At 63.4% G+C, this 22,358-nt stretch carries 22 protein-coding genes and 1 pseudogene; 8 read left to right on the top strand and 15 right to left on the bottom strand.

What is annotated here, in order from left to right; translation table 11 throughout:
- Positions 1-189 precede the first annotated feature (189 nt).
- The gene (locus I6F16_RS02130) at positions 190-942 is read right to left on the bottom strand and encodes a hypothetical protein (protein ID WP_225114122.1); all 753 of its coding nucleotides are present in this window, start codon (positions 940-942) and stop codon (positions 190-192) included.
- A gap of 432 nt (positions 943-1,374) precedes the next feature.
- Between I6F16_RS02130 and I6F16_RS02125 the strand changes: the two genes are divergently transcribed.
- The gene (locus I6F16_RS02125; protein WP_225114121.1) at positions 1,375-2,778 is read left to right on the top strand and encodes a DUF305 domain-containing protein; all 1,404 of its coding nucleotides are present in this window, start codon (positions 1,375-1,377) and stop codon (positions 2,776-2,778) included.
- Positions 2,779-2,957: 179 nt separating this feature from the next.
- Here the strand turns inward: I6F16_RS02125 and I6F16_RS02120 are convergent, their stop codons facing one another.
- The gene (locus tag I6F16_RS02120) at positions 2,958-3,692 is read right to left on the bottom strand and encodes a DUF3750 domain-containing protein (RefSeq protein ID WP_036000436.1); all 735 of its coding nucleotides are present in this window, start codon (positions 3,690-3,692) and stop codon (positions 2,958-2,960) included.
- Between the two features lie 163 nt (positions 3,693-3,855).
- Between I6F16_RS02120 and I6F16_RS02115 the strand changes: the two genes are divergently transcribed.
- The gene (locus I6F16_RS02115; RefSeq protein WP_036022803.1) at positions 3,856-4,110 is read left to right on the top strand and encodes a hypothetical protein; all 255 of its coding nucleotides are present in this window, start codon (positions 3,856-3,858) and stop codon (positions 4,108-4,110) included.
- A gap of 564 nt (positions 4,111-4,674) precedes the next feature.
- Here I6F16_RS02115 and I6F16_RS02110 read toward each other — a convergent pair.
- Positions 4,675-5,922: a glycosyltransferase gene (locus I6F16_RS02110; protein ID WP_036022807.1), complete on the bottom strand. Its 1,248-nt coding sequence runs from the start codon at positions 5,920-5,922 to the stop codon at positions 4,675-4,677.
- A gap of 258 nt (positions 5,923-6,180) precedes the next feature.
- Positions 6,181-6,981 carry a class I SAM-dependent methyltransferase gene (locus tag I6F16_RS02105; RefSeq protein ID WP_225114119.1) on the bottom strand — a complete coding sequence of 267 codons (801 nt, stop codon included), beginning with the start codon at positions 6,979-6,981 and terminating at the stop codon, positions 6,181-6,183.
- Positions 6,982-7,047: 66 nt separating this feature from the next.
- Between I6F16_RS02105 and I6F16_RS02100 the strand changes: the two genes are divergently transcribed.
- The gene (locus I6F16_RS02100; protein WP_036000430.1) at positions 7,048-7,506 is read left to right on the top strand and encodes an Rrf2 family transcriptional regulator; all 459 of its coding nucleotides are present in this window, start codon (positions 7,048-7,050) and stop codon (positions 7,504-7,506) included.
- 74 nt (positions 7,507-7,580) lie between these two features.
- Here I6F16_RS02100 and I6F16_RS02095 read toward each other — a convergent pair whose 3' ends face one another.
- From I6F16_RS02095 to I6F16_RS02075, 5 genes are all read right to left on the bottom strand, one after another.
- Entirely contained in the window at positions 7,581-7,751 is a 171-nt protein-coding gene (locus tag I6F16_RS02095; protein ID WP_157284651.1) for a hypothetical protein, read from the bottom strand.
- Positions 7,748-9,148 (bottom strand): amidase, encoded by a 1,401-nt coding sequence (locus I6F16_RS02090; protein ID WP_225173415.1) that lies wholly within the window; start codon positions 9,146-9,148, stop codon positions 7,748-7,750. The genes I6F16_RS02095 and I6F16_RS02090 overlap by 4 nt, the downstream gene beginning before the upstream one ends.
- 31 nt (positions 9,149-9,179) lie before the next feature.
- Positions 9,180-10,529: a TRAP transporter large permease subunit gene (locus tag I6F16_RS02085; protein WP_036000352.1), complete on the bottom strand. Its 1,350-nt coding sequence runs from the start codon at positions 10,527-10,529 to the stop codon at positions 9,180-9,182.
- Entirely contained in the window at positions 10,526-11,128 is a 603-nt protein-coding gene (locus I6F16_RS02080) for a TRAP transporter small permease subunit (RefSeq protein ID WP_025035930.1), read from the bottom strand. Before I6F16_RS02080 ends, I6F16_RS02085 begins: the two co-directional genes overlap by 4 nt.
- A gap of 114 nt (positions 11,129-11,242) precedes the next feature.
- Complete coding sequence (locus I6F16_RS02075) at positions 11,243-12,370, bottom strand: TRAP transporter substrate-binding protein (RefSeq protein WP_036000349.1); 1,128 nt, start codon at positions 12,368-12,370, stop codon at positions 11,243-11,245.
- A gap of 415 nt (positions 12,371-12,785) precedes the next feature.
- Between I6F16_RS02075 and I6F16_RS02070 the strand changes: the two genes are divergently transcribed.
- Positions 12,786-14,066, top strand: coding sequence for an amidohydrolase/deacetylase family metallohydrolase (locus I6F16_RS02070; RefSeq protein WP_225173414.1), 1,281 nt, complete (start codon positions 12,786-12,788; stop codon positions 14,064-14,066).
- 60 nt (positions 14,067-14,126) lie between these two features.
- Here I6F16_RS02070 and I6F16_RS02065 read toward each other — a convergent pair.
- Positions 14,127-14,231, bottom strand: a pseudogene (locus I6F16_RS02065) (DUF3750 domain-containing protein); the annotation flags it as partial.
- Between the two features lie 117 nt (positions 14,232-14,348).
- On the opposite strand from I6F16_RS02065, the gene I6F16_RS02060 reads away from it, so the two are divergent.
- Positions 14,349-15,971 carry an ABC-F family ATP-binding cassette domain-containing protein gene (locus tag I6F16_RS02060; protein ID WP_225173413.1) on the top strand — a complete coding sequence of 541 codons (1,623 nt, stop codon included), beginning with the start codon at positions 14,349-14,351 and terminating at the stop codon, positions 15,969-15,971.
- Between the two features lie 166 nt (positions 15,972-16,137).
- Here the strand turns inward: I6F16_RS02060 and I6F16_RS02055 are convergent, their stop codons facing one another.
- The 3 genes from I6F16_RS02055 to I6F16_RS02045 form a co-directional block, all read right to left on the bottom strand.
- Positions 16,138-16,671 (bottom strand): transposase, encoded by a 534-nt coding sequence (locus I6F16_RS02055; RefSeq protein ID WP_225173412.1) that lies wholly within the window; start codon positions 16,669-16,671, stop codon positions 16,138-16,140.
- Positions 16,672-16,851: 180 nt separating this feature from the next.
- Positions 16,852-17,904, bottom strand: coding sequence for a type II asparaginase (locus I6F16_RS02050; protein WP_225173411.1), 1,053 nt, complete (start codon positions 17,902-17,904; stop codon positions 16,852-16,854).
- A gap of 292 nt (positions 17,905-18,196) precedes the next feature.
- Positions 18,197-18,445 (bottom strand): hypothetical protein, encoded by a 249-nt coding sequence (locus I6F16_RS02045; protein WP_036000331.1) that lies wholly within the window; start codon positions 18,443-18,445, stop codon positions 18,197-18,199.
- Between the two features lie 201 nt (positions 18,446-18,646).
- On the opposite strand from I6F16_RS02045, the gene I6F16_RS02040 reads away from it, so the two are divergent.
- Complete coding sequence (locus tag I6F16_RS02040; protein WP_036000328.1) at positions 18,647-19,108, top strand: cupin domain-containing protein; 462 nt, start codon at positions 18,647-18,649, stop codon at positions 19,106-19,108.
- A gap of 6 nt (positions 19,109-19,114) precedes the next feature.
- Here the strand turns inward: I6F16_RS02040 and I6F16_RS02035 are convergent, their stop codons facing one another.
- Complete coding sequence (locus I6F16_RS02035; protein ID WP_225114114.1) at positions 19,115-20,077, bottom strand: alpha/beta hydrolase; 963 nt, start codon at positions 20,075-20,077, stop codon at positions 19,115-19,117.
- A gap of 116 nt (positions 20,078-20,193) precedes the next feature.
- Here I6F16_RS02035 and I6F16_RS02030 point away from each other — a divergent pair, with 116 nt between their 5' ends.
- On the top strand, positions 20,194-20,871 hold the full coding sequence (locus I6F16_RS02030; RefSeq protein ID WP_225114113.1) for a nitroreductase: 678 nt from the start codon (positions 20,194-20,196) through the stop codon (positions 20,869-20,871).
- Positions 20,872-21,004: 133 nt separating this feature from the next.
- Positions 21,005-21,208, top strand: coding sequence for a hypothetical protein (locus I6F16_RS02025; RefSeq protein WP_036000317.1), 204 nt, complete (start codon positions 21,005-21,007; stop codon positions 21,206-21,208).
- A 26-nt stretch (positions 21,209-21,234) separates the two neighbouring features.
- Here I6F16_RS02025 and I6F16_RS02020 read toward each other — a convergent pair whose 3' ends face one another.
- Positions 21,235-22,353 (bottom strand): HD domain-containing phosphohydrolase, encoded by a 1,119-nt coding sequence (locus I6F16_RS02020; protein WP_225114112.1) that lies wholly within the window; start codon positions 22,351-22,353, stop codon positions 21,235-21,237.
- Positions 22,354-22,358: the final 5 nt, after the last annotated feature.

Genomic DNA, 22,358 nt, shown 5'->3' with positions numbered 1-22,358 from the left:
CAGATCAACGTAGTTACATTTTGTCGCCGGTCCATGCGGCCGAATGTCCGTTTCGGGTCAAAATCCGCGGTCCGACCGCTCTGCTCGTCCGGTCCGGTTTCTCTCCGAGAGCAGGCTTCGCGGCGGTCATGGGCAGTTCGGCTGAGGGCCAATTGACCTGACATTCGATGCAAAAGCGCGTCGGTCCGCTCACGGCGGCCGAAAGGCTCCTGCTATTGGCCCGACGACGTCGCGGCCAGCTGCCGGTCGATGGGATCGAACGAAAATGAAACGAGATGCTACGGATATATCCGCTTCGGAGCGACCATCCTGGCCGATGAGTATCAATCCGGCGCCGCCATTTGCCACATTCAGAATGATCGGCTCGCCGCTCCATGTCTTGACCGGGTCCATTCCGATGATGAGAAATTCGCCGATAGGCTGGTCGAAATATTGAAGACGCAATTGCGGGCCGACTTCGGCCGCAGCGAGTTCGAGGCCGAACTGCTGGGCGCGTGCGTAAACGTTAGCCAAAGTCACGGTATCGGACGTGAATCCAAGCTGCGCAGGCGATAGATCGAGAAGCTCCACATATGTCTTCCGAGAGCTAACGGTGAACGTCGACCTAGCAAGGATTTCAGCGGCTTGACCACCGACATTGCAGCCCTTGCTATCGAGTTCGTTGCGCAAGCCAAGAGAGTCGGCGAAGGTACCTATTGTGATCGTTTTCCATGTCGCAACGTCGCGCGCGGACTTGATAGGCTGTTGCGACGCCGGAGCCGAGCGCGTCTTGAGCTTCAGCTTGTTTTGCAACACGTCGCGCGCCGCGCATTGAGCGGACGCGGCGCTCGCAAAGGAAATGACGCAGGCCGCCGAGAGTATGGAAGCCAAAAGGTAGAGGAAAGGTCGGCTTGCTTGGTTATGACCTGCCGCGCGCCGGGCTCGGCTTGTGAAAATACACATGGCAAATGACTTCTCTGAAACGTTTGGACCGAAAAAGCCCAATTCCGGCAGCGGACGCTGCGCCGACGCGATGCCCTTCTCTTATCCGGCTTCTTCCAACCGTACTCCGTTTAACTAAGACAGCATGTGAACCAGCTCACAGCCTCCTTCGACGCGTGCTTACGCGCTTACATCACCGGCGCCGAACTTGTGATCAACGGCGGCTACCTGCCGCAATAGCCCGCTGCCACGGCGGTACGCGCGCTCAGCATTGCACGGCATACAGCGCGCGTCCGCCGTGATGCAGCTCGATTGAAAAAAGAGTAGGGAGCACGCTTGGCAACGTCTAAACTATCACAAGAGCCATCGCGCTGACATCATGCTCTGGCGTTCTCGTCTCCTACCGCCCGCCTCAATCACGCTTTAGTCACCTCACCACCTGAGGAGCAGAAATTGAACCATCCCGCGCCGCCTCGCTCCTCTGGTTGCCTGCTGGCCCTGATCATCCTCGCACCGGTCGCGGCGCCGGTGCCGGCGCACGCACATGTCAAATGGTTTGCGCCCTATATTGTCGGAGCGCCACCACAGTCGATCGGGGCCACGTTGACCAATGTATGGTTCTGGACCGGCATTGCGCTCGTGCTGGCATTCTTCCTCGCGTCACGAGCCATCGAGAAGTCGAGCGCCGGCGAGACGATCCTGCTGGCCATGGATCGCATCACCGACCCTCTCTGGATGCGCCTCGACGACTTCGTGCGCGTCGTCATCGCCGCCTTCTTCGTGGCGATCTTCGCCGTCGGCGGCGTCTACCTGACGCCAGATCTCAAAACGCCGGCCGAATGGGTGTCCTGGACCCAGCTCCTGGTCGCCGGGTTGATCTTCTCTCGCAAGACGCAGCCACTTGCGGCTCTCGGGATCATCGCCTTGTGGCTACTCGCGCTGCGCGACTATGATGTCTTCCATTTGCTGGACTACCTGGCGCTTGGAGTCGGTGTCGCCGCCTATCTGGTGTTGGAGGCTTCATCCAATCCGGAATGGCGCAACCATCGCTTCGAGGCGCTGCGCTGGGGCGTCGCCATCGCGCTGATGTGGTCGAGCCTCGAAAAGTTTGCCTATCCGGACTGGTTCTACCCGCTCGTGCAGGAAAAGCCCTTCTTGACCTTCGGCATGCCGCGCGACGTGTTTATCCCGATGGCGGGCGTCGCCGAATTCACGATGGGATTTGGCTTGATCTGGACGCCGCTTGTCCGCCGGCTGTCGGCCATCGCTCTTTTCATCATCTTCAACGCAGCGGTCTATCCGTTCGGGCGAACCGACCTGATCGGACACGCGCTCATCATGGCGGTCGTCGTTGCCATTGCTGCCGATCATAGTCGTGAGGTTCATTTCCTGCCCGCACTCAAGCGAAGGCTTGCCGGCGTCCCGACCGGACTTGCGGCGGCGCTAGTCATTTTCACAACGGGTTACTGGGGACTGCACATTGCGATTTATGGCCTCGAAGGAGACATCGGAACGCTGGCTGGAGAGCGGCTGACCCATACGCCGAACCCCGAACATCCGCATGGCATGCACGGCGCTGCGGCGATAGGGTTGACGGCTCCGGATGCCTACCGCGCCGCCATGGACCGCATGCACGGTCCGATGATGCGAGGCATCACCAACGCTGATCCCGATGCAGCCTTCGTGCTCGGCATGATCCCTCACCATCAAGGCGCAGTCGACATGGCCGAGATCGTCCTCAAGTTCGGCAAGGATTCTCGAAACCAGCACTTTGCTCGCGAGATCATCGACACCCAAAGGCGGGAGATCGGCGAGATGCGGACATGGCTCAGTCAGAAGAACATTCCGCAACCGTGAGGAAGGGTGATGAGCGCGACAGGCTCCGTCGTCCTGATTGGTCCCGCTTGAGCGCAACAGATGCTCGGCAGGAACAAACATCACGTCAGTAAGCAGCCAGCTCTTCTATCGATCCAAGCTCTTACGAAAGCACTGAGCAGTCCACAAACGGTGCGGCCAACCCAGCAGTTCGCTCTCCATCACGACAGGCCGGGGGTTACCCCAAGCCGACCGAGGCCAGGTAGCTTGAGCGCCGGGCGTCGGATGTCGATGCCGAGAACGGCGCCGAAGAAATTGATCTCCAGACCTTCGACCCAGCCGAGCGAGAAGCCGATGTATCCGGCAAGCGAGGCGTAGATGCCCGTGCCGGACGCCGTTACGCCGAACCATTTGCCGGTGTACGGGAAGTCCTTGCCGATCGCGGTCGGCGGCAGGACGGCCCGGAGCTCAGGGACGGAATCGAGTGCGGCCTGCACGAAGGTGTTCGAATTGGGCCCAGGCCAGACGCTGTAATCTCCATAGGATCGAAACCTGTAGTTTTCGACCACATGCCTGATCTTCGGGATCAGCGCCTCCGCACGCTCGCCATCGACGGCCACGACGATTTCAGGCACAGCGCCGAACCATCGCCCGTCCGGAGCGAAGCCGTTGGTGCGGATCGGCTCGCCCCAGGCCGTGTAGTCGTACCTTGTGTACGTCGGCGCATCTTTCTCTTTGACGACGATCCAGGTGTGAATCGCGAAGATGCCGCGCCATCTCACCGTTCTTGCTCCGAACACCCGGATGACGGCCTCACGGTGGTCGGTCGCGGAGGTCAATAGACCCGCGCTGGAGCGGTCGGCCGTTTGCCAGTTCTGGCGGCCATCATCCAGCCAAAAATATCTCGCCGCCGATGCGGCAAGCGGTGCGAAGACGAGGAACAGAAAGATGAGCAACGGCTTTTTCAAGGGAGTGGTACGGCGGGGATCTTCGGCAAACATATAGTTCGCATCGATGTCGACGCCATAGCCGCCGCCCCCGGTCGCCGAACGAGCCTGTCACCTCGGTCGGACGGGCACGAGATCGATCGAGTTGTTCCGCAACGGATGGAGCACACGCATGGACATGAAGGAAGCCGCGGCAATGACCGAAGCCTCCGGGCTGACGGACGATCAGGGCGGCATGGAGCGGACTTCAGGCCCGCGGCCGGGTTCCGGAGAGCAAGGAGGAGCTTTTGCTCCGCAGGCCCGCACGCCGTCGCCAGAGCCGGCGAAGCGATGGGCCGACCAGTTGCGCGAGGTGACGGTGAGGGCGCCGTTACGGTCCTTGCTCGTCGCTTTCCTGGCCGGAGCATGGATCGCTCGCCGCCGCTAGGAACTGTGACAAGAAGCAAGCGGTTTCAGACGCTGGCATAGGAAAGGGTGGACGATGAGACTTCTGGTTTTGGCCGCGACTGTCCTTCTGGGCACCATCTCGTTTTCCATGGCGCAAAGCTCAGGAGGCGGTTCGGGAGGTGCTTCCTCCGCTGGAGGGGCGGGCGCAACCGGTTCGGGCGGCGCTGGTGGCTCGACGCTCTCGAACGGGACGACGCTGAGCGGAACCGGCGGTTCGCCGGGGCCCAACACGCTCAATGCAAAAGGGCAGGGAACGACGGGCCAGAGACTCGGCGTGACCCCGTCCGGTCAGGAGGGCGGCGGATCTCGACCGTCTTACAACACGCCAGCCGCAAACGCCGCCGTCCAGCAGCTTGGAAACACCAACACGGGCATCCTTAAGAAGTAGCGGTGATCAAGGCGGCGTGCCCACTCGCTATGGCCGCGCTTTGGTCGACGTCCCCTCGCAGTGGACCAGGAGCAGGCATCTGTGTTGATCGGCCGCAAGGGCTGCTCACCTGCATTGCAACTCGAGCCTTTTGAATCGGCCTGTGCAATTTCGGGCCTAATTGAGAAGGTGTTGGCTTCGCAGGAAGCCAATCGCGCTTGCGACGCCGTCTTCGACGCGGATCGCTTCGCCAAGGCGGTTCGCTCGCTGCTGAATCAACGGATTTCCGGTGGCCTCTGCGATCGCGGCGGCCAGCCAATCGGCTGAAAGGTTCCTCACTCCTCTTGATCTTGGTCCGACGCCCAGATCATCGATGCGCCTTCCCCAGAACGGCTGGTCGCCAAAGAAGGGACAAATGATATTCGGCTTGCCAGCTCGAAGCGCAGCCCCCGTAGTGCCGGCCCCGCCGTGATGGACGCAGGCCGACATCAGCGGGAACAACTGCGCATGCGGTGCGCCTTGGATGAAATGGACGTGACTGGCTCCGAGATCGCCTCGAAGAGCACCGCCGCCGACCGCTAGAACGCCGCGTTTCCCAGCCTTGGCCAATGCCTCCAGTACGAGTTTCGTCAGGGACGTCGGGTCGACACCTGGCATGCTGCCAAAGCCCACATAAACAGGCCGCTCATCGCCCTCTACGAAGCGCTGGAGTTGCGGGTCAGGCTGCCAAACGTCGTCGCCTCCCAGGAACCAGTACCCAGTCACCGCGACAGTATTCGGCCAGTCCGGCGGAACGGGCACGACATGCGGACTATAGGCGTAGAGCGTCGCGCGAGGCCGCAGCTTCTTCTCCGGCGTGTTTGCGAGGTGGAGCTCGGTGGCCCGCCATTCCCCGATCATCCCGCGAAAGAGGGCGTAGGCGCTGTGAGCCATCGCGCTGTGCGTGAGTCTGTTGAGGGGGCCAAGCGAGCGGAACGGCACGAGCGGGCTCGCGAACGCTGCTGTCGGTGTGAAGCCAGGCAGGGGAGAAGCCAGAACGGCAGGGCAGGATAACTTTTCTGCGATATGCGCCGCGGCGATGGCCTTCGGGTGATAGATGATCAGTTCTGGACGAAATCGTCGGGCGGCTTGCCATTCGGCGCTGAGCTGTTGGCGGCCGATCGGCCTGAACTGCTTCAGCATCCTGAAGCCAGCCATAAACCCCGCACCGCCCGCCATTGCCGCCTTGGCTTCCGGGGTTTCCAGGAGGGCGAGATATTCACTCGGAAGATGCGCGAAAGCGATGCCGCGGCTCACGACGAACGATTCGAACTGCGAGGGCGCGGCGATCAGCACTTCGTGCCCGGCCTGCTTCAGACCGAGCGCCAAGGCGAGATAGGGTTGCACGTCGCCGCGGGTGCCTAGTGTATGGATTGCGACTCGCATGCTTCTGACCATTGAGAAATGGATTGGGACGACAACCGCTGCTCAGACAAGCCGCTTCTGATGAAGCTTTGATCTCCCGGAAGGATCAAACTTGCTGGCGGCTCGATAGTTGTTTGTCCCTCCCCAGTTCACTGACCACACCCCACCCATGTGTCGCAATCGGGCGCGAGTTTCTGCTCACTGGTCAGACGCTCCGGTTTCGGGAGATCGAGAGATCGGCCGATAGTGTGACGGCCCGCCAGGCTTTATGTTTGAGCCTCATCGTTCAGCGACGCCAATGAGCGCGGTCGAGCTTATCGGCAGCACCGGACGACCATCGGCTCTGGCCCGCACCTCGGCAATCACCGCCGCCTTTTCGATGTCGTCCAGGCTGGTCCAGTCGGGCGACATGCCAAAGAGCGTGTCAGGCGCGTCGAGCGCCGCGACGTCGAGCAGAAAATCATGAGTCACCGTGTCGATCCGGGGATTGCGATAGCCGGCAGCGACGAGGGCGCGGGCGAAATCGTCCGGATCGCTCAGGGCCTGAACGGCTTGAGGCATTGCCATGCCCGGCCGATCAGGGAACAGCTTTTGCCGCACTTCGCCCAACAGGAGGAAGGTCGCCGCGCCCCGATCCTGCCAGGTCGCAACCACGCCATGCCCGCCGGGGCGCGTCACCCGTCGCATCTCGGCCAAACCCTTGCGCCAATCGGGGAACATGATGACACCGAAGATCGAAAAGACGGCATCGAAATGTGCGTCGGGCAGGTCCAGCGCCTGTCCGTCCATGACCCGCGCCTTCACATTGGGCAGACCAGCAGCTGCGATGCATCCGACCATGCCGGGCGAGAAGTCGGTCGCTAGGACTCGTGCGCCGGTGCGAGCGGCTGCGAGGGCGAGCGCGCCGGTGCCGGCTGCCACGTCGAGAACATGACTCTGAGGCGTCAGGGTTACGCGCGCCAGCGCCTCCTCCGCAAACAGGGCGGTGAAGGGGTGCGCGGTCTCTCGATAATGCCTGGCTGCGCTGTCCCAGTGGTCTGGATCCTCAAACTGTTGCACGTCGGATACCTCACGAGTCATGTAACTTTATATGTATCATGACTGCGTGCCCTTGCCAATGATGGGATGCGTGCGAAAGATCAGCCGATGCGAAACGACAGCCGCCTTTCTCGAATGCTGCATGTGCTGCTCCACATGGCGCGACATGACGGCCCCATGACCTCGGAGGCGATCGGCACGATGCTGGGGACCAATCCGGTCGTCGTTCGCCGCACATTGGCGGGGCTGCGCGATGCGGGCTATGTCCGGTCGGACAAAGGGCATGGCGGCGGCTGGGTCATCGCGTGCGACCTCGAGCGCGTGTCACTTCTCGATGTCTATCGTGCGGTTGGTGGTCCCCGGCTATTTGCGATCGGGAACGAGCATTCCAATCCAGACTGTGCGATCGAGCAACTCGTCAACGCAGCGGTGGACGATGTCCTTCGCGATGCCGAAGCATTGCTGGTCGAACGGTTGGGCGCGGTGAGCCTCGCAGACTTGAGCAAAGGTCTCGACGCGCGCTGCGCAGGCGATCCCAGGTGGCAGCTCGAACGGGTTGGCCGCTAAAGCTCTCTTCTTGTCGTAATTCCGGCTGCTCCGGCCAATGCCGAGAAGTGAAGCGTCTTCTTGCCATGGGGCATTCAGCGAGGCGCGCCGTTCGTCCGCAGGGATCGCACGAAATCGATCACGGCCAGCACCACGACGCAGACAACGATGATGATGAGCGGAATGGCCTTGATCCAGACCAGCAGGATTCCAAGAAATGCGATCATGAGCGCGAGGCCGATGAGTCCGGTGATCAGATTGGTCATCGCACTTTCCTTTTCTCCGCGCCGGGAGCCGAGTTCGATCCGGCGCTCGGGGCGTTGCGCCGACCGCTGCCACGCATGCGCCCAATGGTCTTGATCAGCCAGTGCGCCGTGCGCAAGAGGCGGGCGTCGTTGCCGCGGCGGCCGACGAGCTGGGCGCCCAGCGGAAGGCCCGTTTCTGAACGCATCAAGGGCAGGCTGATGGCGGGCACGCCGAGATAGGTCCAGAGCGAGCAGAAGACCGGATTACCCGTCGTTTCGATTGCGGGCGCCGCGCCCGGTGCCGCGGGCGTCAGGATGGCGTCGTATTCATCGAAAACGTGGTCCAGGGCCTGGTTGAGCGGCGCAATCCCGGCCAGAGCGTTGCAATAATCCGCCGCAAGATGCGCGCGGCCGCGCGCGATCGCCTGGCGTAGCCGCGTGCTCAGTCTGTCGCCGCCGCGTTCGTCATCGCGCCGCAGATTGTGCGCCATATCGACTTCCATGATGATGCGGTGCATGTCGACGGCCCCGTCGAAGCTCGGCCCAAGCTCGACCTCGCTGCACGCTTCGCCCAAAGCGTCGACGAGCTCGGCAAAGGCTTCACGCGTCTCCGGCTCGGCCTGATCCCAGACCGGAGAGCGCACGAAGGCAAATCGCGGCGGCAACGGCGGCTCGCTCGCCGCGACCGCAGAAAACGGCGGGCGTGCAACAGGCCGGGTGTCCGGATCCTCCGGGTCGAAGTCGACCATGACCTCCGCCAGCAGGGCCGCGTCCTCGACGTTGCGCCCGAACACGCCGACATGATCGAGCGTGCGCGACAATTGGAGCGCGCCGCTGCGTGGAATGAGACCATGCGTGGGCTTGAAGCCGACCACGCCGCAGAAGGCGGCAGGGCGGATCACCGAGCCGTTGGTCTGCGAGCCGATGGCACCCGGCACCATCAGCGCCGCGACGGCCGCGGCGGAGCCCGAGGACGATCCGCCGGGGGTGTGATTTGGGTTGTGCGGATTTCGGGTCTTGCCCGGATTGTAGTACGCGTACTCGGTGGTCACCGTCTTGCCGAGGATCACCGCTCCAGCCGCCCGCAGACGCGCCACGGCCGCCGCATCGCGCCGCGGCGTGCGTCCGGCCCACAGCTCCGATCCGAATTCGGTCGGCATGTCGCCGGTGTCGAAGATATCCTTGATGCCCACGGGCACGCCATGCAGCGGGCCTGTGGCCTTGCCGTGCTTGCGATGATCGTCGGCCGCCTCGGCCTGCTGCATCGCGTGGTCGCGATCGAGAAACGCCCACGCCTGGATATCGCGATCGACCTCATCGATGCGCCTGAGGCAGTCGCCGACGAGTTCCACCGAGCTGAGCCGGCCGTCGCGGATGCCGGCCGCAGACTCCGCGAGGCCGAGCGCGTTGAGACTCATGCGCAGCCTCTCGTCGGTTTGCCGGGTCCGCTCATCGCGCCCCATAGAGATAGCTCGGCAGCCACAATGCGATCCCCGGGAAGATGTAGACCAGTGCCATGGTGAGGAAGACCAGGCCGACGAACGGTAGCGCGCCGGAGAAGATGTCGGTCAGCTTCACCTCAGGCGGCGCCACGCCCTTCAGATAGAAGGCGGCCATGGCGACCGGCGGCGTATTGAACGCGGTCTGCGTGTTCAGTGCCACCAGGATGCCGAAGAAGATCGGATCAATGCCGTACTGCGGAAGCAGCGGCAGGAAGATCGGCACGAAGATGATGATGATCTCGGTCCATTCCAGCGGCCAGCCGAGCAGAAAGATGATGATCTGGGTCAGCAGCAGGAACTGGATCGGCGAAAGGTTCATCGAGGTGAAGAACTGCTCCACCACCGATTGTCCGCCGAGCACGGCAAATACCGCCGAAAACGTCCAGGAGCCGATAAAGAGGTAGCAGACCATCGCCGTGGCGCGCACGGTCAGGTACACGGATTCGCGTATCATCTCGTAGTTGAGCGAACGATAGGCAGCCGCCAGCACGATGCTCATGAGGGCTCCCACCGCGGCCGCTTCCGAGGGCGTCGCCAGCCCAAACAGGATCGCGCCGAGCACCGAAACGATCAGCAAGGCGAGCGGCAGGAACGACGTGGCAAGCGCCCAGATGACCTTCGAGGTCGGCACGTCGGTCTGCTCGCGCGGCAGCTTCGGCGCGAGCGCGGGATTGATGATCGCGCGCGTCATCGCATAGAGGACGTACAGGCCGGCCAGCATGAACCCGGGAAAGAACGCGGCCGCGTAAAGCTTGACCGCCGAGACGCCGGCGGTCGCCGCATAGACGATCAGGAGAATGCTCGGCGGAATCAGGATGCCCAGGCAGCCACCGGCGCAGACGACGCCCGCCGACAGCTTGGCGTCGTAGCCCGCTCGCAGCATCGCCGGCAATGCCAGCAGCCCCATCAGCGTGACGACGGCACCGACGATGCCGGTGGCGGTCGCGAACATGGCGCAGGTGATCAGCGTGGCCACGGCAAGTGCGCCCGGCACGTTCTTCATCGACAGCTGCAGCGAGTAGAACAGGCGGTCGAGGATGTTTGCGCGCTCGATCAAATAACCCATGAACAGGAATAGCGGAACCGCCACCAGCACGTCGCTGGATGTGACCTCGAACGTCTTCTGCACCAGAAGCGTGAAGATACGGTTCTGAAAGAAGTCCTGACCGGGGGTGTAGTAGGCGTAATAGCCGAACGAGACGCCCATCGCCATCAGCGTGAAGGCGATCGGGAAGCCGAGCATGATGATGAAGATGAAGAGGCCCAGCATCAGCATGCCGAGTTGAGGATCGGTCATGCGCCTGGTCCCTTCTCACTCTGCGGCTCAGCCGCGTGCTGCTGATGTTCGCGGATGACGAGGCTCTCGGTCTCCTCCACGTCGTGCAGGCGCTGCGGCCATCGACCGGTGCGGATGCACAGCACGCAGCGGATGATCTCGGCGACCCCTTGCAGGAACAGAAGGAAGCCGGTGAGCGGGATCAGCGCCTTCAGTGGAAACACGGGAACGCCGGCCGGACTGAAGATGCTGACTTCGCGGAAGCGCACCGACATCTGGGCGTAGTTCCAGCCCGAATACATCAGCGCCGCGATCGCCGGCAGGAAGAACAGGATATACAGGACGAGGTCCATCGTCGCCTGGGTGCGCGGCGACCAGAGGCGGTAGACCACGTCGGCGCGGACATGGCCGTTTCGCGAGAGCGTGTACGCGCCGGCCATCAGGAACATCGCGCCGTAGGTGATGTAGCTGATGTCGAAAGCCCAGGTGGTCGGCGCACGCAGCACGTAGCGCACGAACACCTCGTAGCTGACTCCCAGCGTGAGAACGAGGATCAGCCAGGCGAACGCCTTGCCCACCCACGTGCTGAGCTCATCGATGAAGAACAGGAATTTCGTCATGCGAGCTGAACTCGCTGCGAGCAGTCCATCCGGATGTCCCCCTCCAACTCGTGGGCGGCGCTTCAATTGCGCCGCCCTCGCGATAAGACCTGACGCGATCCCCCGCGACAGCCGTCAGACCTTGAGCACGCCCGGGAAGTGATGCTCGAAGGCGCCGCGGTAGTCCGTCGCGTTGTTCATGTTGTAGTAAACCACACGGCGCACCCATTCCTTCTGCGAATCCATCACCTTCTTCATGAACGGATCCGAGCCGAGCTGGGCGATCAGACCGTCCCACGCCTTGATCTGCGCGTCGAACACAGACTTCGGTGTGCGCTGGACGTTGACCTTGTCCTTGTTGATCAGCTCCTGCAGGTCCTTCGAATAATAATCCATTGCCTTCCATTCGTTGGCGGAGGACACGGCTTCGGCGGCGTATTGCAGGATCGCCTGCTGTTCCTTCGGCAGCGCGTTGAATTTCGTCCGGTTGAACATGATCTCGAAATATTCCGTCGCCTGATGATGGCTGCCCATCATGTAGTTCTTGGCGACATCCTGCGCGCCGAAGCGCCGGTCCGAGGTCGGATTGTTGAACTCGAACCCGTCGATCACGCCGCGCTCCATCGCGGGTACGATCTCGCCGCCGGGCAGCTGCGCGACCGATGCGCCCATCGCCTGGAAGAGATCGGCGGCCAGACCCACCGTGCGATATTTCAAGCCCTTGAGATCGGCGTCGCTGGTGATCGGCTTCTTGAACCAGCCGAGCGGCTGGGTCGGCATCGGCATGGCGAAGAAGCTCTTGATGTTGACGTTCATGATCTTGGTCTGGAGCTCCTCGAACAGCTCCTTGCCGCCGCCGTTGTGGATCCAGCCAAGGCCTTCGTTGGCGTTGAAGCCGAACACCGGGCCGGTGCCGAACAGCGAGGCGGCCTTGTGCTTGCCGTACCAGTACACCGTCACCGTGTGTGCCGCGTCGATCTGGCCGCCATGAACGCCGTCGAAGACCTGGAACGGATGCACGACCGAGCCGCCGACCAGATAGTCAATGCGCAGCCGGCCTCCGGCCATATCGTTGACGCGCTTCACATAATCTTCGGCCATCTCGTTGAAGACATCGGCCTTGCCCCACGAGCCCTGCATCTTCAGGGTCGCTGTCTGCGCCCGGCTGACTTGCGGCATGGCGATGGTGGCAGCGCCGGCCGCGCCGGCGGTCAGCAGGAATTTGCGACGAGTTGTTCTGGTCTTTTCGGACTTTGCAGTCATGGACGTCCTCCCTGGCGGCCTGATTGTTCGAACGCGTTTCGACGCGCTTGTCGTTGTGAACCGCTGGAGGTATGCCGCATTCCAGCGACTTTGATCACAGTTTGGACGCATTGCCGGCATCCGACAAGCCCCGGTGTCGCATTATTGGTCTTAGACGTTCGACTCCAAGCAGCCGGATATTCACGCGCATGTCGCGGCGCAGCAAAGATGCAGCCGGACTTCTGCCAGTGGTGCCCGCCCGATGCGATTCTGGAAAATTTCGCGGCTCCTCAGGGCTCGCGTGCCGTCATAGGATCGGATCATCCGGGCTTCATTTCCAAGCCCGTTCGTTGTGAACTCGACCTTGGCGGCGAAAGCAGATCTGGACATCCAGCCCGGCCGTTGTCGCGAACAAAAGCACAGAGGGGGGATCATCATGCCTGCGTTGTCACGCCGCGATTTCCTGGCACTCTCGACGGCGGCCGCCGCCGTCGGCCTCGCCGCGCCCGCGCGCGGGGCGATGGGGCCGAACGACAAATACGATCTGGTGATCCGCGGCGGCGAGGTGCTCGACCCCAGCCAGTCGCTGCGCGCCAAGCGCGATGTCGGCATCCGCTGGGGCACGATCGAGGCGGTCCAGGAGGCGATCCCGGCGGAGCGCGCGCTGAAGAGCATCGACGCCTCGGGCAAGCTGGTGATGCCCGGCCTGATCGATCTGCATTGTCACGTCTATCCCTACGGCTCGGCCATCGGCATTCCCGCCGACGAGCTGGTCCAGTTCCAGGGCACGACGACCGTCGTCTCGGCGGGCGATGCCGGCGTCAACAATCTGGCGGCGTTGCGCCGCTTCATCGTGGCCCAGACGCGGGCGCGGATGTACGCCTTCGTCCACATCGCCAATAACGGCCTGTCGGCGTTCCCGGTCGCCGAGCTCCACAACATCGATACAGCGCAGACCGAAGCCTGCGCCATGGCACTGGCCGAGAATTCGGACTTCCTGCTCGGGGTCAAGGTGCGCATGTCGGAAAACGTCATCTTCAAGCATGGGCTCGAGCCGCTCAAGCGCGGCATCCAGGCGTGCGAGATGTGCGGCTGGCCGGCGAAGATGATGGTACATATCGGCGGCGTCGAATCCAAGGAGCTGATGTCGCAAATCCTCGACCTGATGCGCCCGGGCGACGTGCTGACGCATGCCTATTCGGGCGCCCCGAACATGTCGAGCGTGTTCACGAATATCGTTCAGGACGGCAAGCTGCTGCCTGCGGCTCTCGCGGCCAAGCAGCGCGGCGTCATGTTCGACGTCGGGCATGGCGGCGGCAGCTTCGATTTCACCGTGGCGGAAGTGGCGATCCCCGGCGGATGCGCTCCTGATACCATCTCTTCGGACATCCACGTCTTCTCCGGCAATTCGCCGGGGATTCCCTTCCTGCCCAACGTCATGAGCAAGTTCATGACGCTCGGTTTCACGCTGGAGCAGGTGGTCGCAATGGCAACGACCGCGCCGGCGAAGATCATCAGCCGCGCGCCGAAGATCGGCACGCTGCAGGTAGGTGCGCCCGCCGACGTCGCGATCATGGAGCTGGTGGAGGGACCGGTCAGCTTCGTCGACACGCGCAACAACAGGAGGGAAGGGAAAGCGCACCTCAAGCCGATCCAGACCGTCATCAACGGCGTGCCGTTCGGGCGGCCGTATCAGGCGCCGTTCTCAGTAAGATAGAGAGGCGGCGCCGGTCTCAGGTCTCTTCGAGATTCGGCGAAAAGTTCTTACAGGCCGAGCGTTGATCTCCGGGCCTTCGACCCAGCCGATGGAAAAGCCGACATATCCGGCAAGCGAAGCATAGATGCCCGTGCCGGACGCAGTTAGCCCGACCCATTTGCCCGTAGGCCCCGCACCGAGCGGTCACGAGCGAATGGGCTGAATCCCGGCCTGTCCCGGGCTTCCCCTCACGCCCCGCATGGCCTATGACGCTGCAACGCAAAAATCCCCCAAAAGACACGCATGATCCGCCTCGACAACGTCAGCAAGCAAGCCGGCCACCAGATCCTGTTCATCGAAGCCTCCGCGGCTCTCAACAAGGGCGAGAAGATCGGGCTCGTCGGGCCGAACGGCGCCGGAAAGAGCACGCTATTCCGGATGATCGCCGGCGAGGAACTGCCCGACGAGGGTCAGGTCTCGATCGATCGCGGCATCACCATCGGCTATTTCAACCAGGACGTCGGCGAGATGTCTGGCCGCAGCGCGGTGGCCGAGGTGATGGATGGCGCAGGCCCCGTCAGCGAGGTTGCGGCCGAGTTGCGCGAGCTCGAGGCCGCCATGGCCGATCCCAACAAGGCCGACCAGATGGACGAGATCATCGCCCGCTATGGCGAGGTGCAGCACCGGTTCGAGGAGCTCGACGGCTATGCGCTCGACGGCCGTGCGCGCGAGGCGCTGGCGGGGCTCGGCTTCAGCCAGGAGATGATGGACGGGGACGTCGGCAAGCTCTCCGGCGGCTGGAAGATGCGCGTGGCGCTGGCGCGTATTCTTCTGATGCGGCCCGACGTGATGCTGCTCGACGAGCCGAGCAACCATCTGGATCTGGAAAGCCTGATCTGGCTGGAAAAATTCCTGCACGATTACGAAGGCACGCTTCTTATGACCTCGCACGACCGCGAGTTCATCAACCGCGTGATCTCCAAGGTGATCGAGATCGATTCCGGCTCGCTCACCACCTACACCGGCGATTACGAATTCTACGAGCAGCAGCGGGCGCAGAACGAGAAGCAGCAGCAGGCGCAGTTCGAGCGCCAGCAGGCCATGCTCGCCAAGGAGATCAAGTTCATCGAGCGCTTCAAGGCGCGCGCCTCGCATGCGGCCCAGGTGCAGAGCCGGGTCAAGAAGCTCGACAAGATCGAGCGGGTCGAGCCGCCGCGCCGCCGCCAGAGCGTGGCATTCGACTTCCTGCCGGCGCCGCGCTCGGGCGAGGACGTCGTCGCACTCAAGAACGTGCACAAGGGCTATGGCTCAAAGCGCATCTATGACGGGCTGGACTTCATGATCCGCCGTAAGGAGCGCTGGTGCGTGATGGGCGTCAACGGCGCCGGCAAATCGACGCTGCTCAAGCTGGTGGCCGGTGCGAGCGAGCCGGACGAGGGCACCGTGGCGCTCGGAGGCAGCGTCAAGATGGGCTATTTCGCCCAGCATGCGATGGATCTGCTCGACGGCGAGCGCACCGTGTTCCAGTCGCTGGAGGACGCGTTTCCGACGGCGGGGCAGGGCTCCTTGCGCGCGCTCGCCGGCTGCTTCGGCTTCTCCGGCGACGACGTCGAGAAGCGCTGCCGCGTGCTCTCGGGCGGCGAGAAGGCGCGCCTCGTCATGGCCAAGATGCTGTTCGACCCGCCGAACTTCCTGGTGCTGGACGAGCCCACCAACCATCTCGACCTCGCCACCAAGGAAATGCTGATCAATGCGCTGTCGGATTTCGAGGGCACCATGCTGTTCGTCTCGCACGACCGGCATTTCTTGGCGACGCTGTCGAACCGCGTGCTGGAGCTGACGCCTGATGGCATCCACCAATATGGCGGCGGCTACACCGAATATGTCGCGCGCACCGGCCAGGAGGCGCCGGGGTTGCGGAGCTAGTGAGGGCGGTAGCCCGGATGGAGCGAAGCGCAATCCGGAATCCGTGTGCGACGTCGGCGCTCGTGTCGTGCCGCGGGACCATCCCTGGATTGCGCTGCGCTCCATCCAGGCTACGGGCGGCCGTGATGGACCGGTAGCCCGGATGGAGCGTAAGCGTAATCCGGGATCAGTCTCCGCGTTCACCAAAGCTGCCGCTTATCTCGCCGGCTCCTCCCCAATCGGGAGGTAGAATACCAGCGCGAACGTAGTGATGGAGCGAGCTGTAGGGCCACTCAATCGCCGCTGCAACGAGCCCGTGCTTGACCGGAGTGTAGTGAATGTAATCGGCGCAGCGCTCGAAATCCGCATCGTTAGGAATTGTGTGTTCCCAAAATCGCCGCTGCCAGAGCGCGTACTCGCCGCGATGATTGCGGCAGATCGGTGCGCCGGAAGCTGCCAGCCGGTGTGTGAAGGCACTCTTGATGCGCTTCCAACGACCCGAGAAGTCCGAGTCACTATCGGGGAGCCTCATAATGACATGCAGGTGATCAGGTAGGATCACGATCGCATCAATCTCGAATGGTCGTTCGGCACGCGTTACGCGAAATGCGCTGCGGAGCTCGTCGACATGATCAACCAGCACGGATGACATTCGATCGTCCAGCGTGACGGTGAAGAAGAACATCCCGCCGGGTACGAAATTTCGCCGATAGCGAACCATGCGAGGGACTTTCCCGGATTGCGCTTCAGTCGGGCGAAGGATGGGCCGAAGCCCGGATGCCGCGCAGGGCAATCCGGGGAGTGCTACAGGGACAGTCGTGCCGGTGCTTGGTCTGCCCCGGATTACGCTGCGCTTCATCCGGGCTACAACTGGGGCGGCCCTCCGGGTCCGGATCATGCTCTAATAGGCGTAGAACATCCGCTGAATGTCCTTGGTGTCGGTCGTCCTGGTCAACGCCAGCATCAGCAAGATGCGCGCCTTCTGGGGATTGAGCGTATCCGAGACGACGAAGTCGTGTTCATCGTCCTTGGCCTCGCCATTGCGCGCGACGATACCGTTGCCGACACGGCTGCTGCGAACGATCACCACGCCCTTCTTGCGGGCATCGTCGAGCGCCGGCTCGACCGCCGGGCGGGCGAGGCTGCCGTCGCCTACGCCGGCATGCACGATCCCCTTGGCGCCGGCGGCGACAAAGGCGTCGATCGCGACCCGGTTCATGTTGGCGTAGCCGTAGACGATGTCGACCTGCGGCAGGACATCGAGCTTGGATACGTCGAATTCGGAATCCGCCGTGTGCCGGCGGGTCGTTTGGCGATAGAAATACGGCTTGTTGCCCTGCATGTAGCCGAGAAAGCCGAGCTCAGGCGTGCGAAAGGTGTCTGCCGTGGACGTGTTGTTCTTGGTGACGTCGCGCGCGGCGTTGATCTGATCGTTGAGGGCGACGAGCACGCCCTTGCCCACGGCTCCTTCACTGCCTGCGAGGATCACCGCATTGAAGAGATTGATCGGGCCGTCCGCGCTGATCGCGGTCGATGGCCGCATCGCACCGACGACGACCACAGGCTTCTTGCTCTTGACGACCAGATTCAGGAAATAGCTGGTTTCCTCGATCGTATCGGTCCCGTGTGTGATCACGATCCCGTCCACGTCGTCCTGCGCGAGGAGCGTATTGACGCGCTTGGCGAGCTTCAGCCAATAATCATTGTTCATATTCTCGCTGGCGATCTGGAAGACCTGCTCGCCCTTGACGTTGGCCACGGTTTTCAACTCGGGGACGGCGTTCAAGAGGGTCTCGATGCCCACCGTGGCTGCGGTATACCCGATGACGGTGGTGCTGCTCGCCCCGCTGCCGGCGATCGTGCCGCCGGTTGCGAGAACCATGACGTTGGGCAGGCCGGGGCCTCTCGCGTTGGCAACGTCAACGATCATGAGCAGCGCAAAGAGCACGCTCATTATCGCCATCATGTGATCACGCACGCGGAACTGCAACATCTCGTCCATCCTTTGCTGGAAGCCTCGTTGATGCGCCCCGGTTCGCTCAGCGTCGCATCATCTGTCAGCCGCTGCGTTCTGTCTAGGGTCGCGGCGCGTTTGCTTTACGCGCTCAGCGCGTGTCGGAAACTGGCGGTGGGGAGGCACCAAAAAGCAAATGGCCGGGACATTCTCGCGCGAAGACGCGCTTCTGCCCGGCCATGACGGCATTTCGCTTGTGGCTTTGCTGAAAAAGCCGGGAACGGACTGCGCGTTACGCGCTGGTCTCGCACTTCTTCATGAAGCTGTTCTTGGCGGCGCCGGCGAGCGGCTTGCCGTCGGCGCTGACGGCCTTGGGCGCGCAGGCGTCTTCCTTGCACTTCTTCAGAAACGAGGTCTTGGCGGCGCCGGCCAGCGGCTTGCCGTCCTTGCCGACGGCCTTGCTCTCGCAGGTTTCTTGCGCAAGGGCCGAGCCCGCTGCGAAGGTGGCAACGATCGCAGCGAGAAAAATCCGTTTCATCATGGGGGTCTCCTGAACCAGAAATGGCCGGGAGAGTGGAGCCGGGAATCGTGGCGCAATCAAGCAGGATGAGCACTGGGCGCCCGGTCGCCCGCTGATTTTTGGGCGCCAGCTCGGAAGATGTCGCCTCTGTTGCAGTGCTCGCTGACCGCATCGGGCGATCCTGCTAGCGTCGGTCCCTTGAGATGGAGAGGAAGCATCGTGATGGACGCCGCGATCCCGCACGACCAGGCAGCCGATCGGCATTCCCACCTGGTTCGACCCCAAGACATGGATTGGCAGAAGACGCGCTTTCCGGGCTGCGAGGCCAAGACGCTACTGTTCGATCGCCGTACGGGGCTGATGACCGCCTTGATGCGTTTTGCGCCAGGATCGGTGCTGCCCGATCACGAACATGTCGGCATCGAGCAGAGCTGGGTGATCGAAGGCGCGCTCGTCGACAAGGAGGGTCCAGCCAAGGGCATTGCCTGCAAGGCCGGCGAATTCATCTGGCGCGAGGCGGGGAGCCGGCATGCCGCTTGGTGCCCCGACGGCGCGTTGATTCTGGCGATCTTCCAGGTGCCGAACAAGTTTTTCGAGGCCGACGGCCGCGTGGTCGATGCCGCTGGCCAGGACTGGGATGAGACCTGGGGGCACACCGCGGCGCAGCGGGCGCAGAGCGCCTGATCGCCTTCACGCGCCGCGCATCAGCAGCGCCTTGAAGTCGGCCCGCGCGCGCTGCGCCTCAGTGCGCGCGACGTCGGAGGCGTCGCCCATGCCGAAATAGCCATGGATCAGGCCGGGGCCCTCATGGTGCTTGACCTTCACGCCGGCGGCCTCCAGCGCCCGCGCATAGGCGGCGCCTTCGTCGCGTAGGGGATCGAACCAGGCGGTGGTCACGACCGCGGGCGCGACGCCGGCCAAGGAGGCGGCCCGCAGCGGCGAGACGCGCCAGTCGCCGGCGTGTGCGGGATCGGCGAGATAATGGCCGCAGAACCATTCCATCGTCGCCCGCGTGAGGAAGTAGCCCTCGGCGTTCTCGCTGCGCGAGGGATAGCGCGCGTTCTCGCGCGCATCGGCATAAGCGCCGACGACGTCGGTGACCGGATAGACCAGCAGTTGCGCGGCGAGCTTGATGCCGGCCTCCCGGCAGGCGATCGCGCTCGTCGCTGCGAGATTGCCGCCGGCGCTGTCGCCGGCGACGCCGAAGCGCGTTGCGTCACCGCCAAATTCCGCGACGCGGCCAAACACGTCGCTGACCGCGGCGAAAGCATCCTCGAAGGCGCCGGGAAAGCGCGTCTCGGGCGGGCGGCGATAGTCGACGGAGACGACGACCGCGCCGGTCTCGATCGCAAGGTTGCGCGCCTGCCGGTCATGGGTTTCGAGATCGCCCGCAACCCAGCCGCCGCCGTGGAAGAACACCACCGTCGGTGCCGGCGCGGCGCCGACCCGATAGACCCGTGCGGGAAGCAGACCGGCGCCGCCTTTCACCCTGATATCCTCGACGCTATCGACCGGCGGCGGCGGAATGGCGGCACGCGAGGCAGCGAGTGCGCGCAAGGAATCGCGGGCGCTCTGTGGCGTCATGACCGTGGGATCGCGCATCGGCATGAGCGGAATGATCTGGGCGATGACGGGATCGAGCGGTGCGGCCATGGACTTTCCTCACAGGGTTCTTGGTCTTGCTTGGCCCTTTAGCATAGGTTTTGCGGGCCGCATCGGCAACCGGCGTGCGTCGCAAGGCCGGACGAACGGGCAGGGAGGTTCACGAGGTGGAATTCGAGACGCTGGTCCAGTCGCGCCGCAGCGTGCGTGGCTTCAAGAACGAGCCGGTGCCGCGCGCGGTGATCGAGGCGATCATCGAGAGCGCCAAGCGCGCGCCCTCGTCGATGAACACCCAGCCCTGGCATGTCCATGTGCTCACGGGTCATCCGCTGGAGGAGGTGCGTCGCCGCAACATGTCGGAGATGGCCGGCGGCGCCAAGGTCAAGCGCGACATCGTCAGCCATGGCGAATACCAGGGCGTGCATCGCACCCGGCAGGTCGACATCGCCAAGAAGCTGTTCGGCGCGATGGGAATCGCACGCGACGACAAGCCGATGCGGCAGGACTGGGTGCTGCGCGGCTTTCGCCAGTTCGACGCGCCGGTCTCGCTGGTGCTGACCTATGACCGCGTGCTCGATCCCGGCGCGGTCTGCCACTTCGATCTCGGCGCGCTCTGCTACGGCATCGTGCTCGCGGCGTGGGACCGCGGGCTCGGCTCGGTCATCAACGGGCAGGGCATCATGCGCTCCGACATCGTGCGCGAGGTCGCCGAGATTCCGGAAGACGAGGTCATCATGACCTGTGTCGCGATGGGCTATCCCGATGACGGCTTTGCCGCGAACGCCGTGCGCTCGGACCGCGAGCACAACCACCAGTTCGTGCGTTACGTGGGTTTTGCCGATTAGCACGAGCAAGAGGAGATTATTCTCTGGCGGAAAATTTTTGGTGCGGTGTCGCGAGTGGCCTCTTGCATTCTCGAAGTCGCGGGAGGAACAATATGCGGACTGAGAGGTTTGTTGCTGGCGCGAGGGAATTGATATGCGGCGGCTGGCTAGCCTGGTTCGGCGGTTCTTCGGTCCGCGACTGCGGCCCAAGATCGACGATGATCCAAGTCTTCCTTTCACACCCGAAGAGTTCGGCCGGCTGATTCGCAGCGGCCGGCACGAGGACATGAAGCTGCTGGCCGACGGGCTGGCCTGCCGCTCCATCCCGCGCCGCGCCAGCCATCGTGCGACGCATTAGGCTGCGCTCGAGACGGGTCACAGCGCTCACCGCGTGAGCGCGACCTGCTTGAACGCGCGGACTAGCGCCTTCTCCAGCTTGCCTGTCATCTCGCACAGAACGTCGTAGGCCTCCGCGCGCGGCATGGTCGGCTTGTAGTGCCGGTGCTCGATCAGGGCTGCGAAGATGTCCGAGATCGTTAGAATCCTGACGATATCGCCAATGCTCTCGGCGCAGAGCGCATCGGGATAGCCGCTCCCGTCGAGGTACTCGTGATGATGGCGGACGGCATCGAGAATCTCCGGCGAGATCCCGTCATGGTCCTTGAGAAACGTATAGCCGGCGGCGGGATGCGTTTCGATCAGCGCGCGCTCGGCGGCATCGAGGCGGCCCGGCTTGTCGAGGATGGCGAGCGGAATCTGCGCCTTGCCGATGTCATGGAACATGGCCGCCGAGTAGAGACGTTCCAGGTCGGCCCTGCCGACGCCAAGGCTCAGACCGAAGTCGATGGCGACACCGGTGACGAGCAGGCAATGCTGATAGGTTCCTTCGTGGTGCCGCCGCACCGTCATGAGCCACTCCGTCAGGCCATGCCGGGTGATGCGATCGGCGATCTGGCGCCCCGCTTCCTTGGTGGCGTTGACGTCAAGCGGCTGGCCCAGGGTGACGGAGGTAAACATGGATGCGATCGCGGTCGCGGCGGTCTCGACGGCAGTGTCGGCCTGCGCGCTCTCGCGCGACGCGGCCGAGAGCGGATCAGGCGGATCGGACAGCGCCGCCAGCAGCCTCGCCCGGTTGATGGTGCCCGGAAGGACCAGTGTCGCTCCAAGCGCATAGGCCTGCGAAACGGCGACATGCGAGGTGTGCTCCAGCAGGAAAATCCGCTTCTTCGCCTTTGCGAGCTTGCCCGCCCGTTTCTTGATCGCCGCGATATTGTCGACATCGCGAAGCTCGGCGCGAATGACGATGGCGGACGGCACCTCTGACAGCTTGGCCTCGGCGTCCAGCCGCTCGCCCGCGACGGCGAAGCGTTGCTCGAGGAGCGAGCACACACCGGCCAGCTTGTCGGACGTGTCGGCCAGCACATGAACGAATGGGCGCGGCGCTGCAGCGACCGCGACGCCGCCAAGGCTGGTGGGTTTGAGTGTGGTTTGCGCGTTCTGCACGGATA

Source organism: Bradyrhizobium sp. IC4060, from assembly GCF_020193715.1.
Taxonomy (GTDB): domain Bacteria; phylum Pseudomonadota; class Alphaproteobacteria; order Rhizobiales; family Xanthobacteraceae; genus Bradyrhizobium; species Bradyrhizobium yuanmingense.
The sequence above is the reverse complement of the archived record's forward strand: the minus strand, read 5'-3'. Positions and strand labels throughout refer to the sequence as shown.

Bases quoted from the DNA above. Each gene is read 5' to 3' on its own strand.
- I6F16_RS02130 (WP_225114122.1), bottom strand. From the start codon at position 942: ATGTGTATTTTCACAAGCCGAGCCCGGCGCGCGGCAGGTCATAACCAA.
- I6F16_RS02115 (WP_036022803.1), top strand. From the start codon at position 3,856: ATGGACATGAAGGAAGCCGCGGCAATGACCGAAGCCTCCGGGCTGACG.
- I6F16_RS02110 (WP_036022807.1), bottom strand. From the start codon at position 5,922: ATGCGAGTCGCAATCCATACACTAGGCACCCGCGGCGACGTGCAACCC.
- I6F16_RS02105 (WP_225114119.1), bottom strand. From the start codon at position 6,981: ATGACTCGTGAGGTATCCGACGTGCAACAGTTTGAGGATCCAGACCAC.
- I6F16_RS02100 (WP_036000430.1), top strand. From the start codon at position 7,048: ATGCGAAACGACAGCCGCCTTTCTCGAATGCTGCATGTGCTGCTCCAC.
- I6F16_RS02095 (WP_157284651.1), bottom strand. From the start codon at position 7,751: ATGACCAATCTGATCACCGGACTCATCGGCCTCGCGCTCATGATCGCA.
- I6F16_RS02090 (WP_225173415.1), bottom strand. From the start codon at position 9,148: ATGAGTCTCAACGCGCTCGGCCTCGCGGAGTCTGCGGCCGGCATCCGC.
- I6F16_RS02085 (WP_036000352.1), bottom strand. From the start codon at position 10,529: ATGACCGATCCTCAACTCGGCATGCTGATGCTGGGCCTCTTCATCTTC.
- I6F16_RS02080 (WP_025035930.1), bottom strand. From the start codon at position 11,128: ATGACGAAATTCCTGTTCTTCATCGATGAGCTCAGCACGTGGGTGGGC.
- I6F16_RS02075 (WP_036000349.1), bottom strand. From the start codon at position 12,370: ATGACTGCAAAGTCCGAAAAGACCAGAACAACTCGTCGCAAATTCCTG.
- I6F16_RS02070 (WP_225173414.1), top strand. From the start codon at position 12,786: ATGCCTGCGTTGTCACGCCGCGATTTCCTGGCACTCTCGACGGCGGCC.
- I6F16_RS02060 (WP_225173413.1), top strand. From the start codon at position 14,349: ATGATCCGCCTCGACAACGTCAGCAAGCAAGCCGGCCACCAGATCCTG.
- I6F16_RS02055 (WP_225173412.1), bottom strand. From the start codon at position 16,671: ATGGTTCGCTATCGGCGAAATTTCGTACCCGGCGGGATGTTCTTCTTC.
- I6F16_RS02050 (WP_225173411.1), bottom strand. From the start codon at position 17,904: ATGAGCGTGCTCTTTGCGCTGCTCATGATCGTTGACGTTGCCAACGCG.
- I6F16_RS02045 (WP_036000331.1), bottom strand. From the start codon at position 18,445: ATGATGAAACGGATTTTTCTCGCTGCGATCGTTGCCACCTTCGCAGCG.
- I6F16_RS02040 (WP_036000328.1), top strand. From the start codon at position 18,647: ATGGACGCCGCGATCCCGCACGACCAGGCAGCCGATCGGCATTCCCAC.
- I6F16_RS02035 (WP_225114114.1), bottom strand. From the start codon at position 20,077: ATGGCCGCACCGCTCGATCCCGTCATCGCCCAGATCATTCCGCTCATG.
- I6F16_RS02025 (WP_036000317.1), top strand. From the start codon at position 21,005: ATGCGGCGGCTGGCTAGCCTGGTTCGGCGGTTCTTCGGTCCGCGACTG.